This is a genomic window from Streptomyces endophytica (genome assembly GCF_026153355.1).
Classification (GTDB): domain Bacteria; phylum Actinomycetota; class Actinomycetes; order Streptomycetales; family Streptomycetaceae; genus Streptomyces; species Streptomyces endophytica.
Genome location: NZ_CP110636.1, coordinates 5,922,471 through 5,949,280, shown reverse-complemented (window position 1 = coordinate 5,949,280; position 26,810 = coordinate 5,922,471). Strand labels below are relative to the sequence as shown.

The 26,810-nt window shown below is 71.9% G+C and carries 19 protein-coding genes and 2 pseudogenes; 9 read left to right on the top strand and 12 right to left on the bottom strand.

The window, feature by feature from the left end; translation table 11 throughout:
* Nucleotides 1-17: 17 nt before the first annotated feature.
* Complete coding sequence (locus tag OJ254_RS26630) at nt 18-446, bottom strand: PPOX class F420-dependent oxidoreductase (protein WP_261954591.1); 429 nt, start codon at nt 444-446, stop codon at nt 18-20.
* A 167-nt stretch (nt 447-613) separates the two neighbouring features.
* Here OJ254_RS26630 and OJ254_RS26625 point away from each other — a divergent pair, with 167 nt between their 5' ends.
* Nucleotides 614-1,021 (top strand): roadblock/LC7 domain-containing protein, encoded by a 408-nt coding sequence (locus OJ254_RS26625; RefSeq protein WP_265364400.1) that lies wholly within the window; start codon nt 614-616, stop codon nt 1,019-1,021.
* Between the two features lie 88 nt (nt 1,022-1,109).
* On the top strand, nt 1,110-2,006 hold the full coding sequence (locus tag OJ254_RS26620) for a DUF6397 family protein (RefSeq protein WP_341483735.1): 897 nt from the start codon (nt 1,110-1,112) through the stop codon (nt 2,004-2,006).
* On the opposite strand, the gene OJ254_RS26615 is transcribed toward OJ254_RS26620, so the two are convergent.
* On the bottom strand, nt 1,937-2,806 hold the full coding sequence (locus OJ254_RS26615) for an acyl-CoA thioesterase (protein ID WP_261954588.1): 870 nt from the start codon (nt 2,804-2,806) through the stop codon (nt 1,937-1,939). The genes OJ254_RS26620 and OJ254_RS26615 overlap by 70 nt on opposite strands.
* 52 nt (nt 2,807-2,858) lie before the next feature.
* A pseudogene (locus tag OJ254_RS26610) lies at nt 2,859-5,371 on the bottom strand (DEAD/DEAH box helicase).
* Nucleotides 5,372-5,845: 474 nt separating this feature from the next.
* Between OJ254_RS26610 and OJ254_RS26605 the strand changes: the two are divergent.
* Nucleotides 5,846-6,637 carry a metal-dependent hydrolase gene (locus tag OJ254_RS26605; protein ID WP_265364399.1) on the top strand — a complete coding sequence of 264 codons (792 nt, stop codon included), beginning with the start codon at nt 5,846-5,848 and terminating at the stop codon, nt 6,635-6,637.
* A 414-nt stretch (nt 6,638-7,051) separates the two neighbouring features.
* Here OJ254_RS26605 and OJ254_RS26600 read toward each other — a convergent pair whose 3' ends face one another.
* Together OJ254_RS26600 and OJ254_RS26595 are read right to left on the bottom strand one after the other, a co-directional pair.
* The gene (locus OJ254_RS26600; RefSeq protein ID WP_265364398.1) at nt 7,052-8,833 is read right to left on the bottom strand and encodes an ABC transporter ATP-binding protein; all 1,782 of its coding nucleotides are present in this window, start codon (nt 8,831-8,833) and stop codon (nt 7,052-7,054) included.
* A gap of 37 nt (nt 8,834-8,870) precedes the next feature.
* Nucleotides 8,871-11,003 carry an ABC transporter transmembrane domain-containing protein gene (locus OJ254_RS26595; RefSeq protein WP_265364397.1) on the bottom strand — a complete coding sequence of 711 codons (2,133 nt, stop codon included), beginning with the start codon at nt 11,001-11,003 and terminating at the stop codon, nt 8,871-8,873.
* A gap of 475 nt (nt 11,004-11,478) precedes the next feature.
* Between OJ254_RS26595 and OJ254_RS26590 the strand changes: the two genes are divergently transcribed.
* Complete coding sequence (locus OJ254_RS26590; protein ID WP_265364396.1) at nt 11,479-12,222, top strand: hypothetical protein; 744 nt, start codon at nt 11,479-11,481, stop codon at nt 12,220-12,222.
* Nucleotides 12,223-12,531: 309 nt separating this feature from the next.
* Entirely contained in the window at nt 12,532-13,956 is a 1,425-nt protein-coding gene (locus OJ254_RS26585) for a cation:dicarboxylate symporter family transporter (RefSeq protein WP_265364395.1), read from the top strand.
* Between the two features lie 150 nt (nt 13,957-14,106).
* On the opposite strand, the gene OJ254_RS26580 is transcribed toward OJ254_RS26585, so the two are convergent.
* A complete protein-coding gene (locus tag OJ254_RS26580) occupies nt 14,107-15,552 on the bottom strand; it encodes a Gfo/Idh/MocA family protein (RefSeq protein WP_265364394.1) in 1,446 nt (481 codons plus the stop codon).
* 286 nt (nt 15,553-15,838) lie between these two features.
* On the opposite strand from OJ254_RS26580, the pseudogene OJ254_RS26575 reads away from it, so the two are divergent.
* Nucleotides 15,839-17,208 (top strand): annotated as a pseudogene (locus tag OJ254_RS26575) (alpha-amylase).
* Nucleotides 17,209-17,213: 5 nt separating this feature from the next.
* Here OJ254_RS26575 and OJ254_RS26570 read toward each other — a convergent pair.
* Both OJ254_RS26570 and OJ254_RS26565 read right to left on the bottom strand, forming a co-directional pair.
* The gene (locus OJ254_RS26570; RefSeq protein ID WP_265364393.1) at nt 17,214-20,144 is read right to left on the bottom strand and encodes an FAD-binding and (Fe-S)-binding domain-containing protein; all 2,931 of its coding nucleotides are present in this window, start codon (nt 20,142-20,144) and stop codon (nt 17,214-17,216) included.
* A 33-nt stretch (nt 20,145-20,177) separates the two neighbouring features.
* Nucleotides 20,178-20,633, bottom strand: coding sequence for a MarR family winged helix-turn-helix transcriptional regulator (locus tag OJ254_RS26565; RefSeq protein ID WP_265364392.1), 456 nt, complete (start codon nt 20,631-20,633; stop codon nt 20,178-20,180).
* Between the two features lie 96 nt (nt 20,634-20,729).
* Between OJ254_RS26565 and OJ254_RS26560 the strand changes: the two genes are divergently transcribed.
* Nucleotides 20,730-22,562, top strand: a complete 1,833-nt coding sequence (locus OJ254_RS26560; RefSeq protein ID WP_265364391.1) for an ABC transporter ATP-binding protein — start codon at nt 20,730-20,732, stop codon at nt 22,560-22,562.
* Nucleotides 22,563-22,654: 92 nt separating this feature from the next.
* Here OJ254_RS26560 and OJ254_RS26555 read toward each other — a convergent pair whose 3' ends face one another.
* Complete coding sequence (locus tag OJ254_RS26555; RefSeq protein ID WP_265364390.1) at nt 22,655-22,822, bottom strand: hypothetical protein; 168 nt, start codon at nt 22,820-22,822, stop codon at nt 22,655-22,657.
* A gap of 8 nt (nt 22,823-22,830) precedes the next feature.
* A complete protein-coding gene (locus tag OJ254_RS26550) occupies nt 22,831-23,904 on the bottom strand; it encodes a GDSL-type esterase/lipase family protein (protein ID WP_265364389.1) in 1,074 nt (357 codons plus the stop codon).
* Between the two features lie 279 nt (nt 23,905-24,183).
* Here OJ254_RS26550 and OJ254_RS26545 point away from each other — a divergent pair, with 279 nt between their 5' ends.
* Nucleotides 24,184-24,825 (top strand): DUF6461 domain-containing protein, encoded by a 642-nt coding sequence (locus tag OJ254_RS26545; RefSeq protein ID WP_265364388.1) that lies wholly within the window; start codon nt 24,184-24,186, stop codon nt 24,823-24,825.
* Nucleotides 24,826-25,114: 289 nt separating this feature from the next.
* A complete protein-coding gene (locus tag OJ254_RS26540; RefSeq protein ID WP_341483734.1) occupies nt 25,115-25,705 on the top strand; it encodes an NUDIX hydrolase in 591 nt (196 codons plus the stop codon).
* Here the strand turns inward: OJ254_RS26540 and OJ254_RS26535 are convergent.
* Complete coding sequence (locus OJ254_RS26535; protein ID WP_265364387.1) at nt 25,599-26,327, bottom strand: hypothetical protein; 729 nt, start codon at nt 26,325-26,327, stop codon at nt 25,599-25,601. The genes OJ254_RS26540 and OJ254_RS26535 overlap by 107 nt on opposite strands.
* A 60-nt stretch (nt 26,328-26,387) precedes the next feature.
* Entirely contained in the window at nt 26,388-26,561 is a 174-nt protein-coding gene (locus tag OJ254_RS26530) for a hypothetical protein (RefSeq protein ID WP_265364386.1), read from the bottom strand.
* Nucleotides 26,562-26,810: the final 249 nt, after the last annotated feature.

The window sequence follows — 26,810 nt, the reverse complement described above, 5'->3', positions numbered from 1 at the left end:
CCGCGCCACGCACCGGGTCAGTCCGCGATCGCCGCGAGTCCGACGACCTTGTCGATCGTGACCCGCACCACCACCTCGCCCGGCACGCCGTTGCGCGCGCCGTATTCCTCCGCGCGGTCCTCGCCCATGTAACGGGCCGCGATCCGGGTCGCCCAGTGCCGTACGTCGGCCAGGTCATCGCTGATCTCCGCCGAGCCCTGCACGGTCACGAAGGAGAACGGCGGCCGGTCGTCGTCCACGCACAGGGCGAGCCTGCCGTCGCGGGCCAGATTGCGGCCCTTGACCGTGTCCGCACCGGTGTTGAACACCAACTCGTCGCCGTCCAGGAGAAACCAGATCGGAGCGAGATGCGGGCTGCCGTCCGCCCGTACGGTCGCCAGCTTTCCGGTCCGGGTGCCCTCGGAGAGGAACCCCCGCCACTCGTCCTTCGTCATCTTGTGTGCCATGCCGACATCCTCTCCGCGCGTCGGCGCGGGCGCCGCGTGGCACGCCGCGCAGCGGGCCGCTTGCCGAGACGGCGGAGGTGGGACAGGCTGGCACGGCAGTCCGCGGAGGGACCATGGGCTGCCGTCCGGCCAGGACCGCGGCCGGGGACACGGGGAGGAAGCGTCACATGGCATTGAGCAGCGGACTCGACTGGCTGCTGGACGACCTGACCAAGCGGGTGGAGAAGGTACGGCACGCGCTGGTGCTCTCCAGCGACGGGCTGGTGACCGGCGCGAGCGAGGGCCTGGGGCGGGAGGACGCCGAGCACCTCGCGGCGGTCGCCTCGGGACTGCACAGCCTCGCGAAGGGGTCGGCGCTGCACTTCCGCGGCGGGGAGGTCCGGCAGACCATGATCGAGTTCGACGACGGGGTGCTGTTCGTGACGGCGGCGGGGGACGGCAGCTGTCTGTGCGTGCTGGCCGGCGCGGACGCCGACCTGGGGCAGATCGCCTATGAGATGACGCTGCTGGTCCATCGCGTCGGCGAGCACCTGGGCGTCGCGGTGCGCCGGGCGGAGAGTTATCCACAGGTCTGAGGCGGAGGTTGACGCACTGTCACCGCCTGCGGCTACAGTCGTGACTGTCAGTGATCGACGCTGGCCGACCGAGTTGCGGGGGAACGACATGACAGTGATGTGTGACGGGCAGCAGACGCTCCCGAGGGGCCGAGCGGCCCATGAACTGGAGCTGCGCAGCGGCGAGTTCGAGCTCGCCGTCCAGCTCGGAGAAGTGCGTACGGTGCCGCCCGGCGGCGCCGACCGCCCACCCGGCGCCGGAGTCCTCGGCGGGCGCCGGGTCCCGGCCGAGGAGATCGCCCGGCTCCAGGCCGAACCCGGCTTCCCGGAGGCGCTCCGCGAGCGCATCCGCACGGTCGGTACGACCGAAGCCGCCCGGCTGATGGGCGTCGGACCGGGCCGGGTGCTCCGCCTGACCCGCGCCGGCTGCTTCGCGCCCGCCCGGTTCTACGTGAACCGCTACGGCGCGGTGGTCTGGCTCTACCTCGCGGCGGAGGTCGCCGACTTCGCCGACCGCGAACCCGGCCTGCTCCGGGGCAACACCCCAGCGGCGATGCGGGTGATGCTCGACGGCGGACAGGACTGGCGGGCCCGCCAGTGGCGCGGCCGCCGGGTCGCGCAGCTCATGGGACGGACCGACGACCCCTGGGAGTCGGCCGCGGTGATCGCCGCCGTACTGCCCCCGGAGGAGCTGGCCTCGGTGGCCGGCAACCCCCTGGAGCGGTCCGTGCTGCGCCGGCTCCGGCCCACCCTCGCGACGGTGATCACCGCCACCCCGGCGGCCCGGGAAGCCTGCGAACGGGTGCTGACGGCCGACGAGTTCGACGAGGTCCTGTGGTACCGCGTCCATCTCGCCAGGGCTCTCGAAGAGGCCCGCAGAGAGGATCCCGGACGGGTCCGCCGGATGTCCCCCGTGGAGCCGGCCGTCCGGCCGGGTCAGCCACCCAGCTTCCGGAACAGCCCCTCCTGGACGACCGAGACCAGCAGCCTGCCCTCCCGGTCGTAGATCCGCCCGCGGGCCAGGCCCCGGCCGCCGGTGGCGATCGGGGACTCCTGGTCGTAGAGGAACCACTCGTCCGCGCGGAACGGGCGGTGGAACCACATCGCATGGTCCAGCGAGGCCATGTCGAAGCCGCGCGGACCCCAGAGCGGCTCGATCGGGATGCGGACCGCGTCCAGCAGCGTCATGTCGCTGGCGTAGGTCAGCGCGCAGGTGTGCACGAGCGGATCGTCGCCCAGCGGCCCGACCGCCCGCATCCACACCGCGCTGCGCGGCTCCGCGCCCTCGATCTCGTCCGGCGTCCAGCGCAGCCGGTCGACATACCGGATGTCGAACGGCTGCCTGCGGGCCATCCGCTCCAACGCCTCGGGCAGCCCGCCCAGATGCTCACGGACCTCCTCCACGACCGTCGGGAGGTCCTCCGGGTCGGGTACCGCGCGGCGCATCGGCAACTGATGTTCGAAGCCGGGCTCCGGCTTGTGGAAGGAGGCGGTCAGATTGAAGATCGTGCGTCCCTCTTGGACCGCGACCACCCGGCGCGTGGTGAAGGAACGCCCGTCACGCACCCGCTCGACCTGGTACACGATCGGCACCCCGGGCCGGCCCGGGCGCAGGAAGTACGCATGGAGCGAGTGCACCGGACGGTCACCGTCGGTGGTCCGCCCGGCGGCGACCAGCGCCTGGCCCGCGACCTGTCCGCCGAAGACCCGCTGGAGGCTCTCCTGCGGACTGCGGCCGCGGAAGATGTTCACCTCGATCCGCTCAAGATCCAGCAGGTCGACGAGCTTCTCCGCAGGATTGCTCATGGCCGATGGCCCTCCCTCGCATGCCCCGGCGGCCTCGGGCGAAGCCGTCGCCTCACAACTGACCCACATCCGTGACCCGCACGACCGCCCGCCCCTCCTCGTCCGAGGCGGCCAGATCCACCTCGGCGGAGATGCCCCAGTCGTGATCACCGTTCGGGTCGGCGAAAGTCTGCCGCACCTTCCACAGGCCGTGCTCGGGGTCCTCCTCGATCTGCAGGAGCTTCGGGCCGCGCGCGTCCGGGCCGGTGCCCAGCTCGTCGTATTCCTCCCAGTAGGCGTCCAGCGCCTCGCCCCAGGCATCCGCGTCCCAGCCGGACTCGGCGTCCATCTCGCCGAGTTCCTCGGCCTTGTCCAGCGCCGCCAGCTCCACCCGCCGGAACATCGCGTTGCGCACCAGCACCCGGAAGGCCCGCGCGTTGGCCGTGACCGGCCGGACCTGATCCGCCCGCTCCTGGGCCTGGTCCGCCGTCTCCTCCTCCGGGTTGGCGAGCTGCTCCCACTCGTCCAGCAGGCTGGAGTCGACCTGCCGCACCATCTCGCCCAGCCAGGCGATGATGTCCTGGAAGTCCTCCGACTTCAGATCGTCCGGCACGGTGTGGTCCAGCGCCTTGAAGGCACTCGCGAGGTACCGCAGCACGATGCCCTCGGTGCGCGCCAGCTCGTAGTAGGAGGTGAACTCCGTGAAGGTCATGGCGCGTTCGTACATGTCGCGGATGACCGACTTCGGCGACAGCGGATGGTCACCCACCCAGGGGTGGCTCCTGCGGTACAGCCCGTAGGCGTGGAAGAGCAGCTCCTCCAGCGGCTTGGGGTACTCGACGTCCATGAGCCGTTCCATGCGCTCTTCGTACTCGACGCCGTCGGCCTTCATCTGGGCCACCGCCTCGCCGCGCGCCTTGTTCTGCTGCGCGGCCAGGATCTGCCGCGGATCATCCAGCGTGGACTCCACGACCGACACCATGTCCAGCGCGTAGGACGGCGACTCCGGGTCGAGCAGGTCGAAGGCGGCCAGCGCGAACGTCGACAGCGGCTGGTTGAGCGCGAAGTCCTGCTGCAGGTCCACGGTCAGCCGGACGATCCGGCCCTCCGCGTCCGGCTCGTCCAGCCGCTCGACGATCCCGCCGTCCAGCAGCGACCGGTAGATCGCGATGGCCCGACGGATGTGCCGCAGCTGGTTCTTGCGCGGCTCATGGTTGTCCTCGAGCAGCTTGCGCATCGCCTCGAAGGCATCACCCGGGCGGGCGATCACCGACAGCAGCATCGCGTGGGTCACCCGGAAACGCGAGGTCAGCGGCTCCGGATCGGACGCGATCAGCTTCTCGAAGGTGTTCTCGCCCCAGTTGACGAAGCCCTCCGGCGCCTTCTTGCGGACCACCTTGCGCCGCTTCTTCGGATCGTCGCCCGCCTTCGCCAGCGCCTTCTCGTTCTCCACGACGTGCTCGGGCGCCTGCGCGACGACGAAGCCGGCGGTGTCGAAGCCGGCCCGGCCGGCCCGGCCCGCGATCTGGTGGAACTCCCGCGCCCGCAGCGTCCGCACCCGCGAGCCGTCGTACTTGGTCAGTGCGGTGAACAACACCGTCCGGATGGGGACGTTGACGCCGACGCCGAGGGTGTCCGTCCCGCAGATGACCTTCAGCAGGCCCGCCTGGGCGAGCTTCTCCACCAGCCGGCGGTACTTCGGCAGCATCCCGGCATGGTGCACGCCGATGCCGTGGCGCACGTACCGCGACAGGTTCCTGCCGAACTTCGTGGTGAACCGGAAGTTGCCGATCAGCTCGGCGATCTGGTCCTTCTCCGCGCGGGTGCACATATTGATGCTCATCAGGGCCTGCGCCCGCTCCACGGCGGCGGCCTGCGTGAAGTGCACGATGTAGACGGGAGACTGGCGGGTCTCCAACAGTTCGGTGAGCGTCTCCGTCAGAGCGGTGGTGCGGTACTCGTACGACAGCGGCACCGGACGGGTCGCCGAGCGCACCACCGACGTCGGCCGCCCGGTGCGCCGGCTGAGGTCCTCCTCGAACCGCGACATGTCGCCGAGCGTCGCCGACATCAGTACGAACTGCGCCTGCGGCAGTTCGAGCAGCGGAATCTGCCAGGCCCAGCCGCGGTCCTGCTCCGCATAGAAATGGAACTCGTCCATCACGACCTGGCCGATGTCGGCGTCCTTGCCGTCCCGCAGCGCTATCGAGGCGAGCACCTCGGCGGTACAGCAGATGATCGGGGCGTCGGCGTTCACCGACGCATCGCCGGTGAGCATGCCGACGTTCTCGGTGCCGAAGAGCTTGCACAGATCGAAGAACTTCTCCGACACCAGCGCCTTGATCGGGGCGGTGTAGAAGGTGACCTGATCATGGGCGAGGGCGGTGAAGTGCGCCCCGGCCGCCACCATGCTCTTCCCGGAGCCGGTGGGGGTGGACAGGATGACGTTCGCCCCCGAGACCACCTCGATCAGTGCCTCCTCCTGGGCGGGGTAGAGCGAGATCCCCTGCTGCTCGGCCCAGCCCGAAAAGGCTTCGAAGAGGGCATCGGGTCGGCGTCGGTCGGCAGATGATCGATGAGGGTCACGCCCCCATACTGCCTGTCTTCACCCCCGATCAGGGAACCGGTAACCCATACGGAGATCAACTCGATCCCCCATGGACGGTCCGGCACCGTACCGTCACCTTCCGTGAGTGGCGACCGACGCTGTGGTCGCCCTCCCGGCCTGGCCACGGTCGCTCCGTGGCCCCGCCTCCGTACGGAGATCATCTCCCGCTACGCTGAGTCGCCGACCCGGCGTCAGCAGCGCGAACGGTGAGCGTGCCGGACACGACGCAGTAGCCGGGGGCGACGGATGTATCGGGCATGACGGATGTGCCGGGTGCGACGCACACGCCGGGCACGGGACGCGCGCCGAGCACGACGCACGAGCCGGGCACGAGGCACGAGCCGAACACCGGAATTACCGAGCGCCGCGCACGGACAACGACGACATCGACAACGACAACGACAACGACGAGAACAACCCAACAAGGCGACAACAAGGGGTGGGGAACAACCATGATGGGACCGGCGCACTCGCTGTCCGGGGCGGCGGCCTGGCTGGGGGTGGGCGCGGCGGCCGCAGCCGCGGGACATCCGATGCCCTGGCCGGTGCTCGTCTGCGGGGCCCTGATCTGTGCCGGAGCGGCGCTCGCCCCGGACCTCGACCACAAGTCCGCGACCATCTCGCGGGCCTTCGGGCCGCTCTCGCGGATGGTGTGCGAGGTCGTCGACAACATCTCGCACGCCGTCTACAAGGCGACGAAGATGCGCGGCGACGCCAACCGCTCCGGCGGGCACCGCACGCTGACCCACACCTGGGTCTGGGCCGTGCTGGTCGGCGGCGGCATGGCGCTGCTGGCGATGCGGGGCGGGCGCTGGGCGGTGCTCGGCATCCTCTTCGTCCACATGGTGCTCGCGATCGAGGGGCTGCTGTGGCGGGCGGCCCGGGTGTCCAGCGATGTGCTGGTCTGGCTGCTCGGCGCCGCCTCGGCCTGGATCCTGGCCGGCATCCTCGACCAGCCGGGCAACGGCGCGCACTGGCTGTTCACCGAACCCGGCCAGCAGTACCTCTGGCTGGGCCTGCCCATCGTGCTCGGCGCGCTGGTCCATGACATCGGCGATGCACTGACGGTGTCCGGCTGCCCCATCCTGTGGCCGATCCCGATAGGCCGGAAGCGCTGGTACCCGCTCGGCCCGCCCAAGGCCATGCGCTTCAAGGCCGGCAGCTGGGTGGAACTGAAGGTCCTGATGCCGGTGTTCATGCTCCTCGGCGGAATCGGCGCGTTGGGGGCACTCGGCTTCATCTGAGCGATGCGGCGGAGTTGGAGGGGAGGGCGGGGCGGGGGAGTGGCCGCCCCCGGCCTCCCCGCCCTTGTGAGTCCGGCCGCGTCGTTGCCCCCCACCTCGCCGGTTCAGCCGCCCCGCCCGGAGGCCCTTCCCACTCCCGCGCGCCCGCCCGCCCATGCGCCGCTCTGCCCGCCTCGCCGTCCCGCCGCTCCGTCCAACCCGTCGGTCCGGTCGCGAGTCGCCCCGACGCCCTGCAGGTCCGGCCGCGTTGCCGTCCCGCCGCCTCGTTCGAAGCCTTTTCCCGTTCAGCCGCCGCGCTGCATCCCCCGTCCGGTTGCCCCACCCTCCCCGCCTCGCCCCCAGCCCCACCCTTCCCGCTCCGCCCTCCCCGCCTCGCCCTCCCCACCGCCCCTGCCAGCCCGCGTGGCCTGGTAGTTATCCGTGCCAAGAGCGCCACAGTGCCGCGTACGGGCCGTTTGTGGTGAGCAGGTCGTGGTGGGTGCCGAGTTCGCTGATGCGGCCGTTTTCGACGACGGCGATCATGTCGGCGTCGTGTGCGGTGTGCAGACGGTGGGCGATGGCCACGACCGTGCGGCCGTCCAGCACCTTGCCCAGTGAGCGCTCCAGGTGGCGGGCGGCGCGTGGGTCGAGGAGTGAGGTCGCCTCGTCGAGCACCAAGGTGTGCGGGTCGGCCAGGACGAGACGGGCCAGGGCGATCTGCTGGGCCTGGGCGGGCGTCAGGGCGTGGCCGCCCGAGCCCACCTCTGTGTCCAGGCCGGTGGCCAGGGCCCGGGCCCAGTCAGCGGCGTCCACCGCCCCCAGCGCCGCCCATAGTTCGGCGTCGTCGGCGTCGGTGCGGGCGAGCAGCAGGTTGTCGCGCAGCGTGCCGACGAAGACGTGGTGCTCCTGATTGACCAGTGCCACCTGCTCGCGGACCTGCTCGGCGGGCATCGCGGAGAGCTCCGCACCGCCCAGTGTCACGCTGCCCGTACGGGGCCCGTAGATCCCCGCGAGCAGTCGGCCCAGGGTCGACTTGCCGGCACCGGACGGGCCGACCAGGGCCAGGCGGCTGCCGGGACGGATCCGCAGGGAGACCTCGCGCAGGACGTCGACGCCGGTGCGGTAGCCGAAGCTCACGTCATCGGCGTGCACGTCGCGGCCGTCGGGCAGCCGCTCCGCGTGCGCCGTCTCGGGTTCGATCTCCCGGACACCGACGAGCCGGGCGATGGACACCTGGGCCACCTGCAACTCGTCGTACCAGCGCAGGATCATGCCCACGGGATCGATCATCATCTGGGTGAGCAGCGCACCGGTCGTCAGTTGGCCCGCCGTGAGCCAGCCCTGCATCACCATCGCCCCGCCGAGCAGCAGCACCGCGCCCAGCAGCACCACGTGCGTCAGGTCGATGACCGGGAACAGCACCGAGCGCAGGAAGAGGGTGTAGCGCTCCCACTGGGTCCATTCCCGGATCCGGCGCTCGGAGAGGGCGATGCGGCGGGCGCCCAGGCGGTGCGCCTCGATCGTGCGGCCGGCGTCCACGGACTCGGTGAGGACGGCGGACACCGCCGCGTACCCCGCGGCCTCCGAACGGTAGGCGGACGGCGCCCGCTTGAAGTACCAGCGGCAGCCGACGACCAGCAGGGGCAGCGCGACCAGCACCGACAGCGCCAGCGGCGGCGCTGTCACGGTCAGCCCGCCCAGCAGCAGCGCCACCCACACCACACCGATCGACAGCTGCGGCACGGCCTCGCGCATCGCGCTGGAGAGCCGGTCGATGTCCGTGGTGATCCTGGACAGCAGATCGCCGGTCCCGGCCCGCTCCAGTACGCCAGGCGGCAGCGCCACGGACCGTACGAGGAAGTCCTCGCGCAGGTCCGCCAGCATCCGCTCGCCGAGCATCGCACCGCGCAGCCGGACCATGCGGACGAACACCGTCTGCACGATCAGGGCGAGGGTGAACAGGGCGATGGTGCGCCCGAGTTGGAGGTGGCGCTCGCCCGCGGAGAGCTTCTCGACGACCCCGCCCAGGAGGTACGGGCCGGCCATCGAGGCGATCACCGCGGCGGCGTTGACGGCGACCAGTACGGTGAACTCCCGGCCGTGCCGGCGGATCAGCCCGGCGACGTAGCTCCGTACGGTCGCGGGGGAGCCGACGGGCAGTGTGGTGAGCGTCTGCGGGGCGTCCGGATCGTGCTCCGGCGGCGCCAGGCCGATCATGGGGTCTCCTCGATCTCGAGCTCGGTGTCGGTCTTGGTCATGCGGTCTCGTCGGCTTGAGCGGTGGTCAGTACCCGTTCGGGGTTCTTGTTTGGTGTCGCTTCTGCGGCCAGGTCCGTCTCCGGAGCGGCTTCGGTCTCCGTGGTCGTGTCCCGCGCGCCCTCGGGTGCCGTGTCCCGCGTGGCTCCGGGTTTCGTCTGCCGCGTGGCCTCGCGTTGCCCGTTTCGCGCGGCTTCGGGTTTCGTCTCGCGAGCGGCCTCGCGTTGCCCGTCCCGCGCGGCTTCGGGTTCCGTTTCACGAAGGGCCTCGCGTGCCCCGTCCCGAGCGACTTCGGGTTCCGTCTCCCGCGCGGCCTCGGGTTCCCCGTCCCGCGCGGCTTCGCGTTCCCTCTCCCGAGCGGCCTCGGGTTCTGTCTCCCGGGTGACGACGGCGCGGTAGGCGGGGTGGCTGTGCAGGAGTTCGCGGTGCGGAGCCTCGGCGATGACCTTGCCCTCGTGGAGGAACGCGACCCGGTCGGCGCGGTCCAGGAGCAGCGGGCTGGAGGTCAGGACGACCGTCGTGCGACCGCTTCGGATCTCCCGCAGGCCGTCGGCGATCCGGGCCTCGGTGTGGGCGTCCACGGCGCTGGTCGGCTCGTCGAGCACCAGCACCTCCGGGTCGGTGACCAGCGACCTGGCCAGCGCCAGCCGCTGCCGCTGGCCGCCGGAAAGTGACCGGCCGCGCTCGGTGATGTGCGTGCGCATCGGGTCCCCGGAGCCGTCGAGCGAGGCCTGCCCCAAGGCGGTCAGCACATCGCCGCACTGGGCGGCGGTGAGTGCTTCATCGGCGGCCAGCCGTCCGGAGGACGGCACGTCCAGCAGCTCACCGAGGGTGCCGGACAGCAGCATCGGGTCCTTGTCCTGGACGAGTACGGCGGCGCGGGCGGCGTCCCGCGGGAGGTCGTCCAGCGGGGTGCCGCCCAGGGTGACCGGCGGGGTGCCGCCCAGGGTGACCGGCGGCAAGCCCTGCCCCGCGCCATGGGCATGGCCCCCCAGGCGCTCCGCGAGCCGGCCCGCCGCGTCCGGGTCGCCGCAGACCACCGCGGTCAGCTGGCCGGCCGGTGCGGTCAGGCCGCTGACCGGATCGTGCAGATCACCGCTCGGCGGAGCCTGGTCGTCCGCGGTCCGTCCGCCGGCCGGCCGGTGCTGGGCGAGGACACGGGCGGTGCGCCGGGCCGACGGCCGGGCGAAGGACAGTGCCTGGGCGATCTCCTCGAAGTGGCGGAGCGGCAGGAGCAGGAACGTGACCGCGCTGTAGATCATGACGAGTTCGCCGACCGCGACCGTGCCGTCGAGGGCGAGCCGGGTGCCGTACCAGACCACCGCGATCAGCAGCAGTCCCGGCAGCACGACCTGGACGGCCGCGATCAGTGACCACATCCGGGCGCTGCGGACGGCGGCCCGCCGGACCTCCTGGGAGGCGGCGCGGTAGCGGCCGAGGAAGAGTTCCTCGCCACCGATGCCGCGCAGGACGCGCAGTCCGGCGACGGTGTCGGAGGCGAGTTCGGTGGCCCGGCCGGCCACCTCGCGCTGGGCGTCGGCCCGCCGGGCGGCGGGCGGCAGCAACGGCAGTACGGCCAGCGCCAGGACGGGGACGCCGAGCGCCACCAGGGTGCCGAGGTGCGGTTCCCGGACGACCAGGGCGGCCGCGACCGCGACCGCGGTGACCGCGGCCGCACCGAACCGGGAGATCGACTCGACGAACCAGCCGATCTTCTCCAGGTCACCGGTGCTGACCGCGACGATCTCACCGGCCGCCACCTGCCGGGTCATGGCCGAGCCCAGCTCGGTGGTCTTGCGGGCGAGCAGTTGCTGCATCCGGGCGACGGTGGTGATCCAGTTGGTGACCGCGGCGCGGTGCAGCATCGTGCCGCCCAGCGCGATCAGCGCGCCGAGCACCAGCATGAGCCCGCCGGACAGCGCCAGCCGGCCGCCGTCGCGGTCGACCGCGGCCTGTACGGCCATGCCCACCGGCAGTGGGAAGGAGGCGATGGCGCCGAAGTTCACCAGGCCCCAGGCGAGGGCCTTCAGCTGGCCGCCCAGCTGCTGGGCGTAGAGCCAGCGGAGGAAGCTGTCGCCCGTACGGACGTCGGGGACGCCGGGGTCGGGATGCGGAAGGTCGCGGATCTGCATGATGCCCCAGGCGAGGTCGTGGTGGAGTGGTCGCGGAAGTCGGGGTGGAACGGTCGCGGAGCGGGCGGCGCGCTGTCACCGGTCCAGCGCTGTCACCGGTCCGGCGCTATCAGGTCTCGTGCCGTTGCCGGTCCTGCGTTGTCACCGGTCCCGTGCCGTTGCCGGTCCTGCGTTGTCACCGACTCCGCGCAGTTACCGGTCCGGCGTTGTCACCGGCCCCGTGCCGTCACCGGCCCGGCGCCGTCACTGGTCTCGTCCCTTCACCGACCCCGCGCCCGGATGACTTTCCGGCAGGCGAAATATCCCTCATGCCCGTCTCGTTGCCGGCGAAGGTCCTGGAAGACTGGCCCGTGGAGTGGGCCGGTTTCAATCGATTTTTCCGCTGCGACCGCGTGTTCAGGACAATCGTCCGGGGAGTCGCGCCGATACGGCGGGCGCTGAACGGGCGTCAGTCGTGCGGTGCGACCATGGGGGCATGCGACGTGCGGGTGGTGTGATGCGAAGGGCCGCGGTGGCCGCGGCGGGACTGGTCCTTCTGGCCGGCTGTGGCGGGGGCGGTCATGACGGCAAGGACGACGGTGCGGGCAAGGGGGAGCGCCCCGGCGGCCCGGCCCGCGGCGCGTCGGCCACCACCCACCTCAAGAACATCCCCGGCATCGGCACCGCCCTGCGGTCCCGGATCCCCGCCGGTTCCCGTCAGGTCGTGGCGGTCTACGGCAAGGCGGCGGACTCCGCCGACGCCACCGTCGTCCTCTACGAGAAGGGCCCCAAGGGCTGGGACCGCAAGGGCAGCTGGCCCGCGCACAACGGCCGGCGCGGCTGGACGACGGACCACCACGAGGACGACAAGCGCAGCCCCGTCGGGGTGTTCACGCTGACCGACGCGGGCGGGGTGCTCGCCGACCCGGGTGCCAAGCTGCCCTACTCCCACTCCACCGCCTTCACCCCGCCGTCGTTCTGGTCCAAGAACACCCGTCATGACTTCGATTACGTCATCGCGATCAACTACAACCGGGTGAAGGGCACTTCGCCGCTGGACCCGACCCGTCCCGAGGGGCAGTCCAAGGGCGGCGGGGTCTGGCTGCACCTGGACCACGGCAGCGGCACCTCCGCCTGCGTGAGCGTCTCGAAGTCCGCGATGCAGACCCTGCTGCGCGCGCTCGACCCGGCGCGGCAGCCCGTGGTGGTCATGGGGGACGCGGCGCATCTGGCGGCCTGAGAGCCGTCGGCCGGGAAGCGGATATTGCCCCGTACTACCCTATATCGCCCCGCATTGCCCCGTGCTGCCCTGTACCACCCGTATCGGCCCCGCGCCGTTACGGGGGCGAGTGCGGCATCGCCGGAGGAAGCGGGTGCCCGCGTCGCTACCGCCCATTTGCGTACGGGCGGTGCGTTCCGCCTTGGATCAAGCTCCAAGATTTTCCTGGAAGTTACAGCGAACTCTTTCGTGCGGAATGCCAAGCGACCATAGTGACGGACCGCGGAAGTCCACTTCCGCATAACAGAATCCGTCCATGGAGGAGTGCCCGTGCCGCACGCCACCGCACCTTTCGTCCGCCGCGCAGGCCGTCTGCTGCGCACCAGCCTGTTCGTGCAGGTACTCGTCGCCCTCGTCCTCGGTGTCGTCGTCGGGCGGCTGTGGCCGCAGGCCGGATCGTCGCTCCAGCCGCTCGGGGACGGCTTCGTCCGGCTGATCAAGGCGGTGATCGCGCCGTTGGTCTTCTGCGTCGTCGTCGCCGGCATCACCAAGGCGGGCGACCTCAGGGCCTTCGGCCGCATCGGCGTCAAGGCGCTGATCTGGTTCGAGGCGGCCACCAGTATCGCCCTCGTCGCCGGCCTGCTGGCCGGCAACGTCTTCGCCCCCGGCGCCGGCATGCACGTCGATCCGGCCTCCCTGGACAAGGGCGCGGTGGACGCCAAGACGGGCGGCGGACAGCTGCCGTCCGCCGCTCAGTTCGTCCTGGAATCCCTCCCCGACAGCGCGGTCGGCGCGTTCGCCGAGAACTCGCTGCTCCAGGTCCTGGTGCTGGCCTGCCTGGTGGGCGCCGCGTTGCTGCACCTGGGGCAGCAGAAGGTGCCGCAGCTGCTGCCGCTGATCGAACAGGCCCAGGAGGTCGTGTTCACCATCGTCGGCTACCTCATGAGGCTCGCCCCGCTCGCGGTCCTCGGCGCCACCGCCCACCTCGTCGGCGAATACGGCCTGGGCGCGATGTCCACCTACGGCAAGCTGATCGCGGTCTGCTACGGCGTCGCACTGGCCTTCCTCGTCCTGCTCGGCCTGGCGCTGAAGGCCGTCACCGGGCTCAGCCTCTGGAAGTTCGTCCGCTACACCCGCGAGGAACTGCTGCTGGCGCTGGGTACCGGTTCCAGCGAGACCGTGATGCCGCGGATGATGCAGAAGCTACGGGCCGCGGGCTGCCGGGACGACGCGGTGGGCCTGGTGCTGCCGACCGGCTACTCGTTCAACCTCGACGGTGCCTCGATCTACCTCTCCATCGGCACCCTCTTCATCGCCCAGGCCATCGGCGTCGACCTGTCGTTGGGCCAGCAGATCACGGTGGTGCTGGTGCTCATGCTGACCAGCAAGGGCATGGCGGGCGTGCCGGGTTCGGCGTTCCTCGCGCTGTCCGCGACCGCCTCCGCGCTGGGCGTCATCCCGGCCGCCGCGGTGGCCCTGCTGCTCGGCGTCGACCGGATCATGGACTCTATGCGGGTGGCGACCAACCTCCTCGGCAACTGTGTCGCGGTGTTCGCGGTCTCCCGCTGGGAGGGCGCACTGGACCGGGTGACGGCCAAGCGGGTCCTGAACGGCGAGCAGCCCGCCGAGCCCACCGAGCCCGCCCAGCCCACCGGACCCGCCCAGCCCACCGAACCGGCCCAACCCTCCGAACCGGCCCGGACCGCCGAAACGCCGCAGCCCGCCGAGACCGCGCCGAGCACGCACGACGCCTGAGACGGAACGGTCGAGACGGGACACCGGAGACGGAACCGGCCGGGAGGGGACGGAACGGCCCGGCGGACACCTGCTCCGCCGTCCCGTCCGTCCCCTCCCGTCATCCGCCCTGCCGCTGCCCACCTCCTCCGGTCTACTCCTCCTCCGCTCCTACTCCACCGGCTTCTCCGAGTCCATCCCCGGCCGTGCCTGCTTCCACAGTCCGCGGGTGAAGTCCGGGATCTCCTGCGGCGCGCCGTTCGCCCTGATGGAGCGGTCGCTCAGCGGCACCGGCGCCGTCCAGGTCGCCGCGTCGTAGACGTCGAAGTCCGGCACCAGGCCCAGCCGCATGCTCTGGATCAGCCGGAAGACCAGCATGTAGTCCATACCGCCGTGGCCGCCGGGCGGGTTGGCGTGCTCCTTCCAGAGCCAGTGGTCCCACTCCGCGTACTTGCCGAAGTCGCCCCACTCGTCGTTGTTCTGGTCCGGCTCCAGGTAGATCCGCTCCGGGTAGTCCTCGAACAGGCCCTTGGTGCCGCCGAGGCTGTTGATCCTGCTGTACGGGTGCGGGGTCGAGACGTCGTGCTCCAGCCGGATCACCCGTCCCTTGGCGGTCTGCACGAGGCTGACTGTCCGGTCGCTCTCGATGTACGACTCCTTCCAGCTGGGGTCGTCCGCCGGCATGTGCTCCTTGCGGTACGCGGCGAGACCGCGGGCCGGCGAGCCCATGCTGGAGATGCGCACCGCGCGGTCACCGCGGTTGAGGTCCATGTAGTTGGCGACCGGGCCGAAGCCGTGGTTGGGATAGAGGTCGCCGCGCAGTCGGGTGTGCCACAGCCGGCGCCAGGGGCCCTCGTAGTACTTGGGGTCGAACATCAGGCCGCGCAGATCGTGGATGTACGCCCCGGCGCCGTGCAGCAGCTCGCCGAACAGCCCGGCGTGCGCCATCCGCAGCACCCGCATCTCGTTCCTGCCGTAACAGCAGTTCTCCAGCTGCATGCAGTGTCTGCGGGTGCGTTCGGAGAGGTCGACGAGTTCCCACAGCTGCTCCAGGCGGAGCGCGATCGGGCATTCCACGCCGACGTGCTTGCCGTTCAGCATGGCCGTCTTCGCCATCTCGAAGTGCCAGTCCCAGGGCGTGGCCACGTACACGAAGTCGACGTCCCCGCGCTTGCAGAGGTCCTCGAAGTCGTGGTCGCCGTTGGTGTAGACGGCCGGTGCGGGCTGGCCGGCGGTGGTGACCTTCTTGGCGGCCCGGGCGGTCTTCTCCTGCACCGGGTCGCACAGGGCGACCACCCGTGCGCCGGGCATCGCCAGGAACAGGTCGATCATGCTGCCGCCGCGGTTGCCGAGGCCGATGATGCCGACGCGCACGGTGGAGCGCCGCTCGAACGGCACCCCGATCATGGTTCTGCCCTTGGCCTCCGGCGCCGCGGCAACGTCCGCCGCGGCACCGGGCGTTCGGGGCGTGGCCGCCGCGGGTTGCGGCACCGTCACCCCGCCCAGTCCCAGTCCCGCGCCCGCCGCACCGGCGGTCCACAGGACGGAACGGCGGCTCGGGCCGGCCTCGTCGTGGCTGTGGTCGTGGTCGTGGTTCTGCGATCGTGCCTCGTTCATCGGTCCTCCAGGGGATCGGTGGGGCGCCGGGGCATACGTGAACCTCGGTCAGGACCTTGTCGGCCGACGGCCGGAGGCACAAGAGGGCCGGGTGGTGCCGCAATATTGCGCAAGCCGCCGCCAGGCTCTTTCGCAACTCGCTGAAATGTCTTGCAGAAAGCCTTGACGTGTTAACGACATGAACGGCAGGCTCCGGTATCGCACACCCCCCATGGCGGCCTGGCGCGTGGCTGCTCTCGTGGGCGCGGTACGGCACGGCCGTGCCCCATGACGAAGGAGCCACAAGATGCAGCAACGTTCCCGTGTGCTGGGCGGGACGCTCGCCGGAATAGTGGCCGCGGCCGGCCTGGCCACCGCCGCGCCGTGGCCCTCCCTGGCCACCCCGCCCGGCCAGAAGACCGTCACCGCCACGCTCTTCGAGCGGAAGTACGTCGACGTCGCCAAGGCCTGCACCGACCAACTGGGCCCGGCCGGCTACGGCTACGTCGAGGTCTCCCCGGCCTCGGAGCACATCCAGGGCGGGCAGTGGTGGACCTCGTACCAGCCCGTCAGCTACAAGATCGCCGGCCGGCTCGGCGACCGCGACGCCTTCGCCTCGATGGTCAGCGCCTGCCACGCCGCCGGCGTCAAGGTCATCGCCGACGCCGTCGTGAACCACATGGCCGCCGGCTCCGGCACCGGCACCGGCGGCACCCAGTACACCAAGTACAACTACCCCGGCTTCTACCAGGACCAGGATTTCCACGGCTGTCGCAAGAGCATCTCCGACTACACCAACCGCGACGACGTCCAGACCTGCGAACTGGTCGGCCTCGCCGACCTCGACACCGGCAGCGACTACGTCCGCACCACCATCGCCGGCTACCTCGACGACCTGCGGTCGCTGGGCGTGGACGGCTTCCGGATCGACGCCGCGAAACACATCTCCGCGACCGACCTGGCCGCCGTCAAGGGCAAGATGAAGGACCCGGCTTCTGGGTACAGGAGGTCATCTACGGCGCCGGCGAGGCGGTCCGGCCCGACGAGTACACCGGCATCGGCGACGTCGACGAATTCCGCTACGGCACCCACCTCAAGAGCGCCTTCCAGAGCGGCAACATCGCCCAGCTGAAGTCCGTCGCGGACGGCAAGCTCGGCAGCGACAAGGCCCGCACCTTCGTCGACAACTGGGACACCGAACGCAACGGCTCCACGCTCACCTACAAGGACGGCGCCGCCTACACCCTCGCCAACGTCTTCATGCTCGCCTCGCCCTACGGCTCACCCAACGTCTACTCCGGCTACGAGTGGACCGACAAGGACGCCGGCCCGCCCGGCGGGAGCACCGGCTGGACCGACGAGCACGCGAAGCGGGAGATCACCGGCATGGTCGGCTTCCGCAACGCGGTGGGTTCCGCCGAGCTGACCAACTGGTGGGACAACGGCGGCAGCGCCCTCTCCTTCGCCCGCAGCGGCAAGGGCTTCGCCGCCCTCAACAACGGGGACGCCGCGCTGACCCGGACCTTCGAGACCTCCCTGCCCGCCGGGACGTACTGCGACGTGGTGCACGCCGCGCCGTCCTCCTGCGACGGGCACACGGTCACCGTCGGCGACGACGGCAAGGCGCAGGTCACCGTGCCCGCCAGGAGCGCGGTGGCGCTGCACGTCGGCGGCTGACCCGGTCAGTCCGGCCGGGTCGCCCGCTCCAGTGCCAGGAGGGCCGAGCAGTAGCCTCGGCCCTCCGTGGCCAGGTCCATCCCGATCTCGCACATCCGGTTCGCCGACAGATGCAGGTCGAAGGGGCGCGCGGTGACCTCCGCCGCCTCCTTCGCGGTGGCCGACCCGGTGAGTTCCCGGTGCAGCATCCCGCGGTCCCCGGCGAACGCGCAGCACCCCGCGTCGTCCGGTACGACCACCTCCCGCGCACACGCCTCGGCGACCCGCCGCAGCTGCGCCTCGTCCCCCAAGTGCCGCATGGAACAGGTGGGATGGAGCACCGCGGAGCCGGCCGTCCGGTGGACCGTGAGCCGCGGCAGCAGTTCCCGCGCGGCCCAGACGACCGAGTCGACGACGGTCAGCTCGGCGTGCAGCGCGCGGTTCTCCGGTGTCAGATACGGCACGACCTCCCGCGCCAGGCCCAGCGTGCACGAGGACGCGTCCACCACCAGGGGCAGCAGACCGCCGGCCGTCCAGCCCCAGGCCGCCTCGACGATGCGGTTGGCCATCACCGCCGTGCCGCGCTCGTAGCCCTTGGAGTGCCAGATCGTGGCGCAGCACGTCCCGGGCACGTCCCCGGGGATCCACACCGGCCGGCCGGCCCGCCCGGACACCGCCACCACCGCCTCGGGCAGCGACGGCCCCCGGTGCCCCGCGGGCTCCCCGAAGATCCGGTTCACACAGGCCGGGTAATACACCGCGGCCGCGCCCGCCCGGCGCGTGACCGGCAGCCGGCGGGCCGCCGGGCCGGGGATCCGCGGCAGCCACTCGGGCACCAGGTCGGGGCGGACGGCCCGGCGGGCGGCCCGGGTGAGCGCGGCGGCCGGCCGGTCGCCGATCCGGTCCGCGGCCGCCACCGCCAGCCGCGCTGCCCGCTCGACCGCCCCGAACCGCCGGGCGGCCCGCTCGGCGAGCCGCTCCTCGCGCGAGGAGTGGCGCCGGTGCCGGAAGTCCTTCATCAGCCTGCCGGTGTCGATGCCCACCGGGCAGTCGAGCATGCAGGTCGAGTCGCCGGCGCAGGTGTCCACCGCGTCGTAGCCGTAGGAGTCCAGCAGCGCGCCGGTGACCGGCGATCCGGCCGGCTGGCGGAGCATCTCCCGGCGCAGCACGATCCGTTGCCGGGGCGTGGTGGTGAGGTCCTTGCTGGGGCAGGTGGGTTCGCAGAAGCCGCATTCGATGCACGGGTCGGCGATCGCCTCGATGCGCGGGATGGTCTTCAGGCCCCGCAGATGCGCCCGTGGGTCGCGGTCGAGCAGGACGCGCGGGGCCAGGATGCCGGCCGGATCGACCAGTTCCTTGATCCGCCACATCAACTCCGTGGCCCGCGGCCCCCATTCGAGCTCCAGGAACGGGGTGATGTTGCGGCCGGTGGCGTGCTCGGCCTTCAGCGAGCCGTCGAAGCGCTCGACGGTCAGCCGGCAGAAGTCCGCCATGAACGCGGCGTAGCGCGCCACGTCGTCCGGCTCGGCCGCGTCGAAGGCCAGCAGGAAGTGCAGATTGCCGTGGGCGGCGTGGCCGGCGACCGCGGCGTCGAAGCCGTGCCGGGCCTGGAGCTCCAGCAGCGCCGTACACGCCTCGGCCAGCCGGGCCGGCGGCACCGCGAAGTCCTCGGTGATCAGGGTCGTCCCGGCCGGCCGGGAGCCGCCCACCGCGGTGACGAACGCCTTGCGGGCCTTCCAGTAGCCGCCGAGTACCTGCGGGTCCCGGGTGAAGGCGTTGGTGACGGAGGCGACCGGAGCGACCGGCTCCAGCGTGGCCAGCACCCGGGCCGCGGCCTCCTCGTACCCCCGCAGCGCGGCCTCGTCGGGCGCCCGGAACTCGACCAGCAGCGCCGCGGTCTCCTTGGGCAGCGCCGCCCAGTCCGCCGGCACCCCGGCCACCTGTACCGACGCGCGCAGGGTGTTGCCGTCCATCAGCTCCGCCGCCCGCGCGCCCGCCGCGGTGAAGTGCGGTACGGCCGCGGCCGCGGCGCCGAGCGTGCGGAAGAACAGCAACGCGCCGGTGGTGTGCCGGTCCAGCGGCAGGGTGTCGAAGACGGTCTCGGCGAGGAAGCCGAGGGTGCCCTCGGAGCCGACCATCAGCCCGCGCAGGATCTCCACCGGCGTCGCGCCGTCGAGGAAGGCGTCCAGGCGGTAGCCGTTGGTGTTCTTGATCGCGTACTTGGCGCGAATCCGCGCCACCAGCGCGGCGTCCCCCTCGATCTCCGCCTTGAGCGCCAACAGGCCCGCGCACAGCGCCGGTTCGGCCCGTGCCAGCTCCGCGTCGGCGCCCGGGTCCGCGGTGTCCACGATCGTGCCGGACGGCAGGACGACGGTGGCCGACGCCAGCGTCCGGTAGGAGTTCCGGGTGGTGCCGGCCGTCATGCCGGAGGCGTTGTTGGCGACCACCCCGCCCAGCGTGCAGGCGATCGCGCTGGCCGGGTCGGGGCCGAGCAGCCGCCCGTACCGGGCCAGGGCCGCGTTGGCGCGCAGCACGGTCGTACCCGGCCGGATCCGGGCCCGGGCTCCGCCGTCGAGCACCTCGATCCCGGTCCAGTGCCGCCGCACGTCGACGAGGATGTCCTCGCCCTGCGCCTGGCCGTTGAGGGAGGTGCCGGCGGCCCGGAACACCACCTTCCGGCCCTTGCCGTGGGCGTAGGAGAAGACCGCCGAGATGTCGTCGACGTCCTCGGCCACCACCACGACCTGCGGGACGAAGCGGTACGGGCTGGCGTCGGAGGCGTAGCGCACCAGGTCGGAGACGGTGTGCAGGACCTTCTCCGGGCCGAGCAGTGCGATGAGGTCACCGCGCAGCGGCTCGGGGGTGCCGGACGCCAGGTGACCGGGCACCCGGTCGGGTGCCGGGCGGCCGCCGGCGGTGGGCCGCAGGGCCCCGGGCTTCGGCTGCAGCAAGGGCATGGCGGGCACTCCTCCGCGTGAGGGGACGTCAGGTCAGTGCGGGTCACCCGGCCCGTCGACCAGGGTGGACAGCAGGCCGCCGAGCACCTCGCGCTGATCGGCGGTCAGCGGAGCCAGGATCTCCTCCGCGGCGGCCCGGCGCGCGCTGCGCAACGCGCGCAGCGTGGACCGGCCGGTGTCGGTCAGCTCGATCCGCACCACGCGCCGGTTGGCCGGATCCGGCACCCGGCGGACCGCGCCGTTCGCCTCCAGCGCGTCCACCAACGTCGTCACCGCCCGCGGAACGACCTCCAGCCGCTGGGCCAGGTCCGCCATCCGCGGTGGGGTGTCGCGGCAGTGGTCCACGATCCGCAGCACCCGGGACTGGGCGGGGGTGAAGGCGATGTCCAGGTGCGCCATGTGGCGTTTCTGTGCGCGGTGCATCCGGCGGGTCAGCCGCACCAGCTGTTCGGCGAGGTTGCTGCTGACCGTCGGCTCAGGGGAGGGCATGCCCCGAGAGTATCAGGACCTGGTTCATTGTGAGTATAGGTAACAATGAGCTAGGCTCAACGAAATCCCACTGTCCCGCACCCCTCGTAGGAGCCCATGCACCGCGACGAACCCCAATGGACACCGCCCCCCAAGGACCCCGAAACGCCGGTCCAGGTCCGGCGGATCCTCACCCTCTTCCGTCCCTACCGCGGCCGGCTCGCCCTCGTCGGGCTGCTCGTCGGCGCCTCCTCCCTGGTCTCCGTGGCCTCGCCGTTCCTCCTCCGCGGGATCCTCGACGTCGCCATCCCCGGCCACCGCACCGGACTGCTCACCCTGCTCGCCCTCGGCATGATCGCCACCGCCGTCACCACCAGCGTCTTCGGCGTGCTGCAGACCCTGCTGTCCACCACCGTCGGCCAGCGCGTCATGCACGACCTGCGCACCGCCGTCTACGCCAAGCTCCAGCGGATGCCCCTGGCCTTCTTCACCCGCACCCGCACCGGCGAGGTCCAGTCCCGGATCGCCAACGACATCGGCGGCATGCAGGCCACGGTCACCTCCACCGCCACCTCCCTGGTCTCCAACCTCACCTCGGTCATCGCCACCGTCTGCGCCATGCTCGCCCTCGACTGGCGGCTGACCGTCGTCTCCCTCCTGCTGCTCCCGCTCTTCGTCTGGATCAGCCGCCGGGTCGGCAACGAACGCAAGAAGATCACCACCCAGCGGCAGAAGCAGATGGCCGCCATGTCCGCGATGGTCACCGAATCCCTCTCGGTCAGCGGCATCCTCCTCGGCCGCACCATGGGCCGCGCCGACTCCCTCACGAAGAACTTCGCCGACGAGTCCGAGCGCCTGGTCGATCTGGAGGTCCGCGCCAACATGGCCGGCCGCTGGCGGATGGCCACCATCGGCATCGTCATGGCCGCCATGCCCGCCCTCATCTACTGGGCCGCCGGCCTCGTCCTCCAACTGGGCGGACCCGTCTTCTCCATAGGCACCCTGGTCGCCTTCGTCTCCCTCCAGCAGGGCCTGCTGCGCCCGACCGTCTCCCTGCTGTCCACCGGCGTCCAGATGCAGACCTCGCTCGCGCTCTTCCAGCGCATCTTCGAATACCTCGACCTGCCGGTCGCCATCACCGAACCCGCCGACCCGGTCCGCATCCCGGCCCCGCGCGGCGAGATCCGCTTCGAGAACGTGCGGTTCCGCTACGACCCCGACGCCGCCCCCACCCTCGACGGCATCGACCTGACCGTCCCCGCCGGTGGCAGCCTCGCCGTCGTCGGCCCCACCGGCAGCGGCAAGAGCACCCTCAGCTACCTCGTCCCCCGCCTCTACGACGTCACCGAAGGCCGGGTCACCCTCGACGGCACGGACGTCCGCGACCTCGACTTCGACACCCTCGCCCGCGCCGTCGGCGTGGTCTCCCAGGAGACCTACCTCTTCCACGCCTCGGTCGCCGACAACCTGCGCTTCGCCAAGCCCGACGCCACCGACGACGAGATCCACCGCGCCGCCAGGGCCGCCCAGATCCACGACCACATCGCCGCCCTCCCCGACGGCTACGACACCCTCGTCGGCGAGCGCGGCTACCGCTTCTCCGGCGGCGAGAAGCAGCGCCTGGCCATCGCCCGCACCATCCTGCGGGACCCGCCGGTGCTCGTCCTCGACGAGGCGACCAGCGCCCTGGACACCCGCACCGAACACGCCGTCCAGCAGGCCATCGACGAACTGTCCGCGGGCCGCACCACCCTCACCATCGCGCACCGCCTCTCCACCGTCCGCGACGCCGACCAGATCGTCGTGCTGGACGCCGGCCGGATCGCCGAACGCGGCACCCACGACGAACTGCTCGCCGCCGACGGCCGCTACGCGGCACTCGTCCGGCGTGACGCACACCTCACCCCGCCCGGCGAGCAGATCATGGCCGAACAAGTGACCCATGGGTAACATCCGGAGTGGCGGCGGCCGGTTGACCGGTCGGGGCGGCCGCCGCCCCCACTCCTGCCCTTCCCCGGGCCCTCCCCGGCCACCCGCCGCCGTCACAGCGCCGCGAGATCCACCGCCTCGGCCATCACCCGGTACCCCTCGTCACCGGGATGCTTGTGGTCACCGCTGTCGAAGCGCGCCGCCAGCGTCTCCGGATCCCCCGGCTCCGCCAGCGCCGCCGCGAAGTCCGCGACCGCATCGAACTCGCCCGACGTCCGCATCCAGTCGTTCACCTTCCGCCGCTTCGCCTCCGCACCCGGCGTGTGGTACTCCGCCCCTTGAACGGCATGATCGTCCCCCCGACGATCCGCACCCCCGCCGCCCGCGCATCATCGATCAACTCGCGGTAACCGGCGATCAGTTCCTCCACGGACCGGTCCGTATCCGGCTTGTACGTCGGCAGATCGACCTCGCTGAACCCGATGTCGTTCAGCCCCACCAGCACCACCACCGACCGCACACCCGGCCGGTCCAGCACATCCCGCCGGAACCGCCCCACCGCCCGCTCCCCGAACCACGCCGAATCGCTCAGCAGCAGATTCCCGCCGATGCCCTGGTTGAGCACCGGCCGCACCCGGCCCTGCCCCGCGAGCCGCTCGGCCAGCGCGTCCGCATAGCGCCGGTTGCCGTCGACCGTCGAGCCGAAACCGTCGGTGAGCGAATCACCGAACACCACCACCGTGTCCCGCCGCGCCGGCCCGCCGTCCGCCAGCTCCACCGCCGCGAGGAAGTACCACGACACCGTCGTCTCCCCGAACACCGCCGGGTCCGTGGCCGTCAGCCGGTCCCCGGGCGCGCGGTACGCCGTGGCATACGCCTGCGCGTGGAAGGTCGCGGGCCCCGTCGGCCGCGCGAAGTACAGCGACACCGTCAGCGACTCGAACGGCGCCACCGCCACCTCGACGGCATCACTGCGCACCTCCCCGCCCGCCGGAATCCGGACCCCCGCCGCCCCGCCGAACGTGAGCCGCCGCACCGTCCCCTCCCGCACCCCGGCACCCTCCCCGGTACGGGCCAGGGTCGCGCCGGCCACCTCCAGCGGCCCGGCCCCGTACCGGTTCGACAGCACGATCCGCGCCGCCGAACCGGAACCGGTGACCCGCACCACCTGGCGCACCGTCTGCTCCGCGAACCCCTCCAGCGCCCAGTTCTCGTGGAACCCCACACTGGGGCGCTGCACGGAGGCCGCCCAACCTGCCTGCCAGTACGGCGAGTTGGCGTCACGGTGGTCGTTGCTGGTGTCGTGGTCGTCGGCGTTGCTGTGGTCGTCGGCGTTGCTGTGGCCGTTCACGGTCTGCTCCATGGTCTGCCGCCTCTCTCCGTCGATCGCCCGGTGGCGATGACAGCGAGTCTGCTGAGCGGCGCGTGGCCCACCCAGCCCTCTGGCATGCGTAGGGATCGCGTACCTACGCATGCCAGGGTCAGCCTGCGCAAGCGACGCCCGGCTCCTGGGCGGCGGTTCGGGGTTTGGCCGCCGATCCCCGGGTACCCGACGTGGAGGTGGATCGGCTCGGGTCGGCCCTCGAACTCCCGGGCCGAGGCGTCGGCGTGCGGGTCGGTGCGGCGTGACAGGATCCCCGGTATGACGAGTACAGGCGCAGGTCGTGGGCTGGACCCCCTCCGTGCGGACCTCCCCTTCTACACGCTGACCTTCGGCAAGGGGTTGTCTCCCACGGAGTTGCTGGCACGGATGGGGATCGACCCGGACACCTTGGCCCTGCGCGATCCCGTGGGCCTCGCCGACGAGTTCGGCGACACCCTGCTCGACGAGGACGAGCCGGTGGTGACGACCGGCACCGACGGCGAGTGGTCCTGGGCATGGGAGCAGGGCGGCAGCCACGGGCTGGACGCGAGGATCCTGCGCGCGGTCTCGCACGGCACGGAGGCCGTCGCCCTGCACTACAACGAGAAGCCCATGCACTGGTTCACGTACGCGGTGGACGGCGGCATCGTCGTCGACTTCCACACCCTTGAGCCGATCGACCCGACCGGCCTGGACCCCCGGCGGCTCGACGAGTTCATGCGCCCGCTCGGTCTCCTCCCCGGGCAGCCGGCGCCGGTGCACGGCGTCCTGGCTCTCGCGGAGAACGCCTTCGGGCTGCGCGTCACGCCGCCCCGGGACGACGAACGGCGCTGGAGCGGCAGCCTGCTGCCGCTACCCGCGCAGGAAGAGCAACCGAACTGGGCGGCCGAGCTGAGCGGCCGAGGTGAGCAACCGAACTGAGCGGCCGGGCTGAGCGGCCCAACCGGGCGGCCGAACTGGGCGTGCGACCGTCGGTTGGGGGCCGCCGTCGGGGGCCGCCGGCGACGCCGGCCGGTGCGGCTGAAGGGGTGCACACCGCACGCCGCCAATGCGAGCCCCCCGTACGCCTGTTCACCGTTCGCCACGCCGCCGCGCCCGGTCCGCCCCGCAGCACCGGCCGGTACGGTGGACGTCCGCCACGGGCCTGCCGCCCGTCCTCTCGTCGACGAGAAGTCCGGGCCGCCCGTCCTCTCGGAATGCGAGAAGTGCGATGAACCAGACAGCAGCCCACCCTCATCTCGCCGCGGCAGTGGTGGTCCACAACGGCCGCGTGCTGATCGTCCGCCGCAGCTACCGCGAACGCTTCCTGCCCGGCGCATGGGGCGTCCCCTGCGGCAAACTGGAACCGGGGGAGAGCCCCGAAGCCGGCGCACTGCGCGAGCTCAAGGAAGAAACCGGACTCCTCGGCGCGATCGTCGCCCACACCGGATCCGCCAGCTTCCTCAGCGACTACCAGGGCCGGCGGGTCCGTAACCACCAGGAGAACTTCCTCGTCCGGCCACTGACCCTCGACGTCGTCCTGCCCAGCCCCGACCAGGCATACCGCTGGGCCCGGCCCGCCGAACTCGCCGACGCCGGCGTCGACGCCTACAACCTCGGTGTCATCCGCCAGGTCTTCGGCGGCCGGCTCGACGCCTCCGGACTGCGCGCCATGACCGCCCGCTACGGCTACCAGGGCCTCGCCCCCACCCCCTTCACCAGCCCAAAGAGCGTGCCAGCGCGTCGAGTTCGGCAAGATACACGGCCGGTGCGAGGGGAGTCTTGGGCGGCGGAGCGGCCCGCCCGGCGCGGCCGCCGCTGACCCCGCCGGCCCGGCCGGGCACCCTGACGTACACATCGGTCACCGAGCGCTGCGGGGCGGTCTCCAGGAACAACGTCACCGTCGGCTCCTCGCTCACCACCCGGTGCAGCGTACGGGCGTCGAGCCCGTAACTCCGACCCGCCCCGTACCGCTCCGCACGCACGAGATGGAGCCGGGACTCACCGACCCGCAGCAACCGCCACGCCCCGCCCGGCCCGTCGATCGTCTCCCGGTACACCACCGCCGGCACCCCCTCCACCGCCGGTTCGTAGCACTCCATCCGCACCCGGCCCCGCACCACCGCCGACGCGATCACACAACGGTGGTTGTGGATGTCCTCCGGCTCCGCGCCCACCGCGCCGGGCCAGACATGCACCCGCAACATGAACCGCGGCGCACCCGACAACAACAACAGCTTGTCGAAACCCAGCACATGCCGGTACGACAGCCGCGTGCACTCCGGAAGGTCCACCGCACCCGCGGATAATCGGCGCACCAGCGGACCCAGCACCTCCGGCCGCGCCAGCTCGGCCACCACCGCACGCGCCGACTCGGGCGACGGCGGCCGCGCCCCACCACCCAGCCGGTCCTCCAGCAGCCGCCGAACCTCCTCGACCCGCATCTCCGCCTCCCGTCCACCGGCACCGCACGCCGGCCCGCCAGGTCCCGCACCCCACCCGCCTCACGGCCGGTAGGACATCAGCGCATACCGCCGCAGCACCGACAGCCCCTGATACGCCATCCACACCGGATTGCCCATCGGCCCGTCGTCCCAACGCCACACCCCGCCCCGCTGCATGGCCCGCACCCGCGCCACCGCGGCGCCCAGCTGGGCCTCCCACGCCGGCAGCCCCACCCCTCGGCCGCGATCTGCCGCGCCCCGTCCGTCATCAGCGCCCGCGCCACCCACGCCGCCCCGAAATGCCGCACCGACAACAGCTCCTGATGCAGCGGATCGTCCTGACCCGGCCGCCGCACCTCCTCCTGGCAGTTCGCCAGATCGGCCGCACCCGCCCCCGGCAGCGCCGCCCCCGCCAGCAACCAGCGCAGCCCCTCCTCCCGCACCGCACGCTGCCGGGCGTCCTCACCCAGCACCCGCGCGGCC

What these genes read in the sequence shown, in the direction of transcription:
- OJ254_RS26630 (WP_261954591.1), bottom strand. Translation starts at nt 446, where the DNA reads ATGGCACACAAGATGACGAAGGACGAGTGGCGGGGGTTCCTCTCCGAG.
- OJ254_RS26625 (WP_265364400.1), top strand. Translation starts at nt 614, where the DNA reads ATGGCATTGAGCAGCGGACTCGACTGGCTGCTGGACGACCTGACCAAG.
- OJ254_RS26620 (WP_341483735.1), top strand. Translation starts at nt 1,110, where the DNA reads ATGACAGTGATGTGTGACGGGCAGCAGACGCTCCCGAGGGGCCGAGCG.
- OJ254_RS26615 (WP_261954588.1), bottom strand. Translation starts at nt 2,806, where the DNA reads ATGAGCAATCCTGCGGAGAAGCTCGTCGACCTGCTGGATCTTGAGCGG.
- OJ254_RS26605 (WP_265364399.1), top strand. Translation starts at nt 5,846, where the DNA reads ATGATGGGACCGGCGCACTCGCTGTCCGGGGCGGCGGCCTGGCTGGGG.
- OJ254_RS26600 (WP_265364398.1), bottom strand. Translation starts at nt 8,833, where the DNA reads ATGATCGGCCTGGCGCCGCCGGAGCACGATCCGGACGCCCCGCAGACG.
- OJ254_RS26595 (WP_265364397.1), bottom strand. Translation starts at nt 11,003, where the DNA reads ATGCAGATCCGCGACCTTCCGCATCCCGACCCCGGCGTCCCCGACGTC.
- OJ254_RS26590 (WP_265364396.1), top strand. Translation starts at nt 11,479, where the DNA reads ATGCGACGTGCGGGTGGTGTGATGCGAAGGGCCGCGGTGGCCGCGGCG.
- OJ254_RS26580 (WP_265364394.1), bottom strand. Translation starts at nt 15,552, where the DNA reads ATGAACGAGGCACGATCGCAGAACCACGACCACGACCACAGCCACGAC.
- OJ254_RS26570 (WP_265364393.1), bottom strand. Translation starts at nt 20,144, where the DNA reads ATGCCCTTGCTGCAGCCGAAGCCCGGGGCCCTGCGGCCCACCGCCGGC.
- OJ254_RS26565 (WP_265364392.1), bottom strand. Translation starts at nt 20,633, where the DNA reads ATGCCCTCCCCTGAGCCGACGGTCAGCAGCAACCTCGCCGAACAGCTG.
- OJ254_RS26560 (WP_265364391.1), top strand. Translation starts at nt 20,730, where the DNA reads ATGCACCGCGACGAACCCCAATGGACACCGCCCCCCAAGGACCCCGAA.
- OJ254_RS26555 (WP_265364390.1), bottom strand. Translation starts at nt 22,822, where the DNA reads ATGCGGACGTCGGGCGAGTTCGATGCGGTCGCGGACTTCGCGGCGGCG.
- OJ254_RS26550 (WP_265364389.1), bottom strand. Translation starts at nt 23,904, where the DNA reads ATGGAGCAGACCGTGAACGGCCACAGCAACGCCGACGACCACAGCAAC.
- OJ254_RS26545 (WP_265364388.1), top strand. Translation starts at nt 24,184, where the DNA reads ATGACGAGTACAGGCGCAGGTCGTGGGCTGGACCCCCTCCGTGCGGAC.
- OJ254_RS26540 (WP_341483734.1), top strand. Translation starts at nt 25,115, where the DNA reads ATGAACCAGACAGCAGCCCACCCTCATCTCGCCGCGGCAGTGGTGGTC.
- OJ254_RS26535 (WP_265364387.1), bottom strand. Translation starts at nt 26,327, where the DNA reads ATGCGGGTCGAGGAGGTTCGGCGGCTGCTGGAGGACCGGCTGGGTGGT.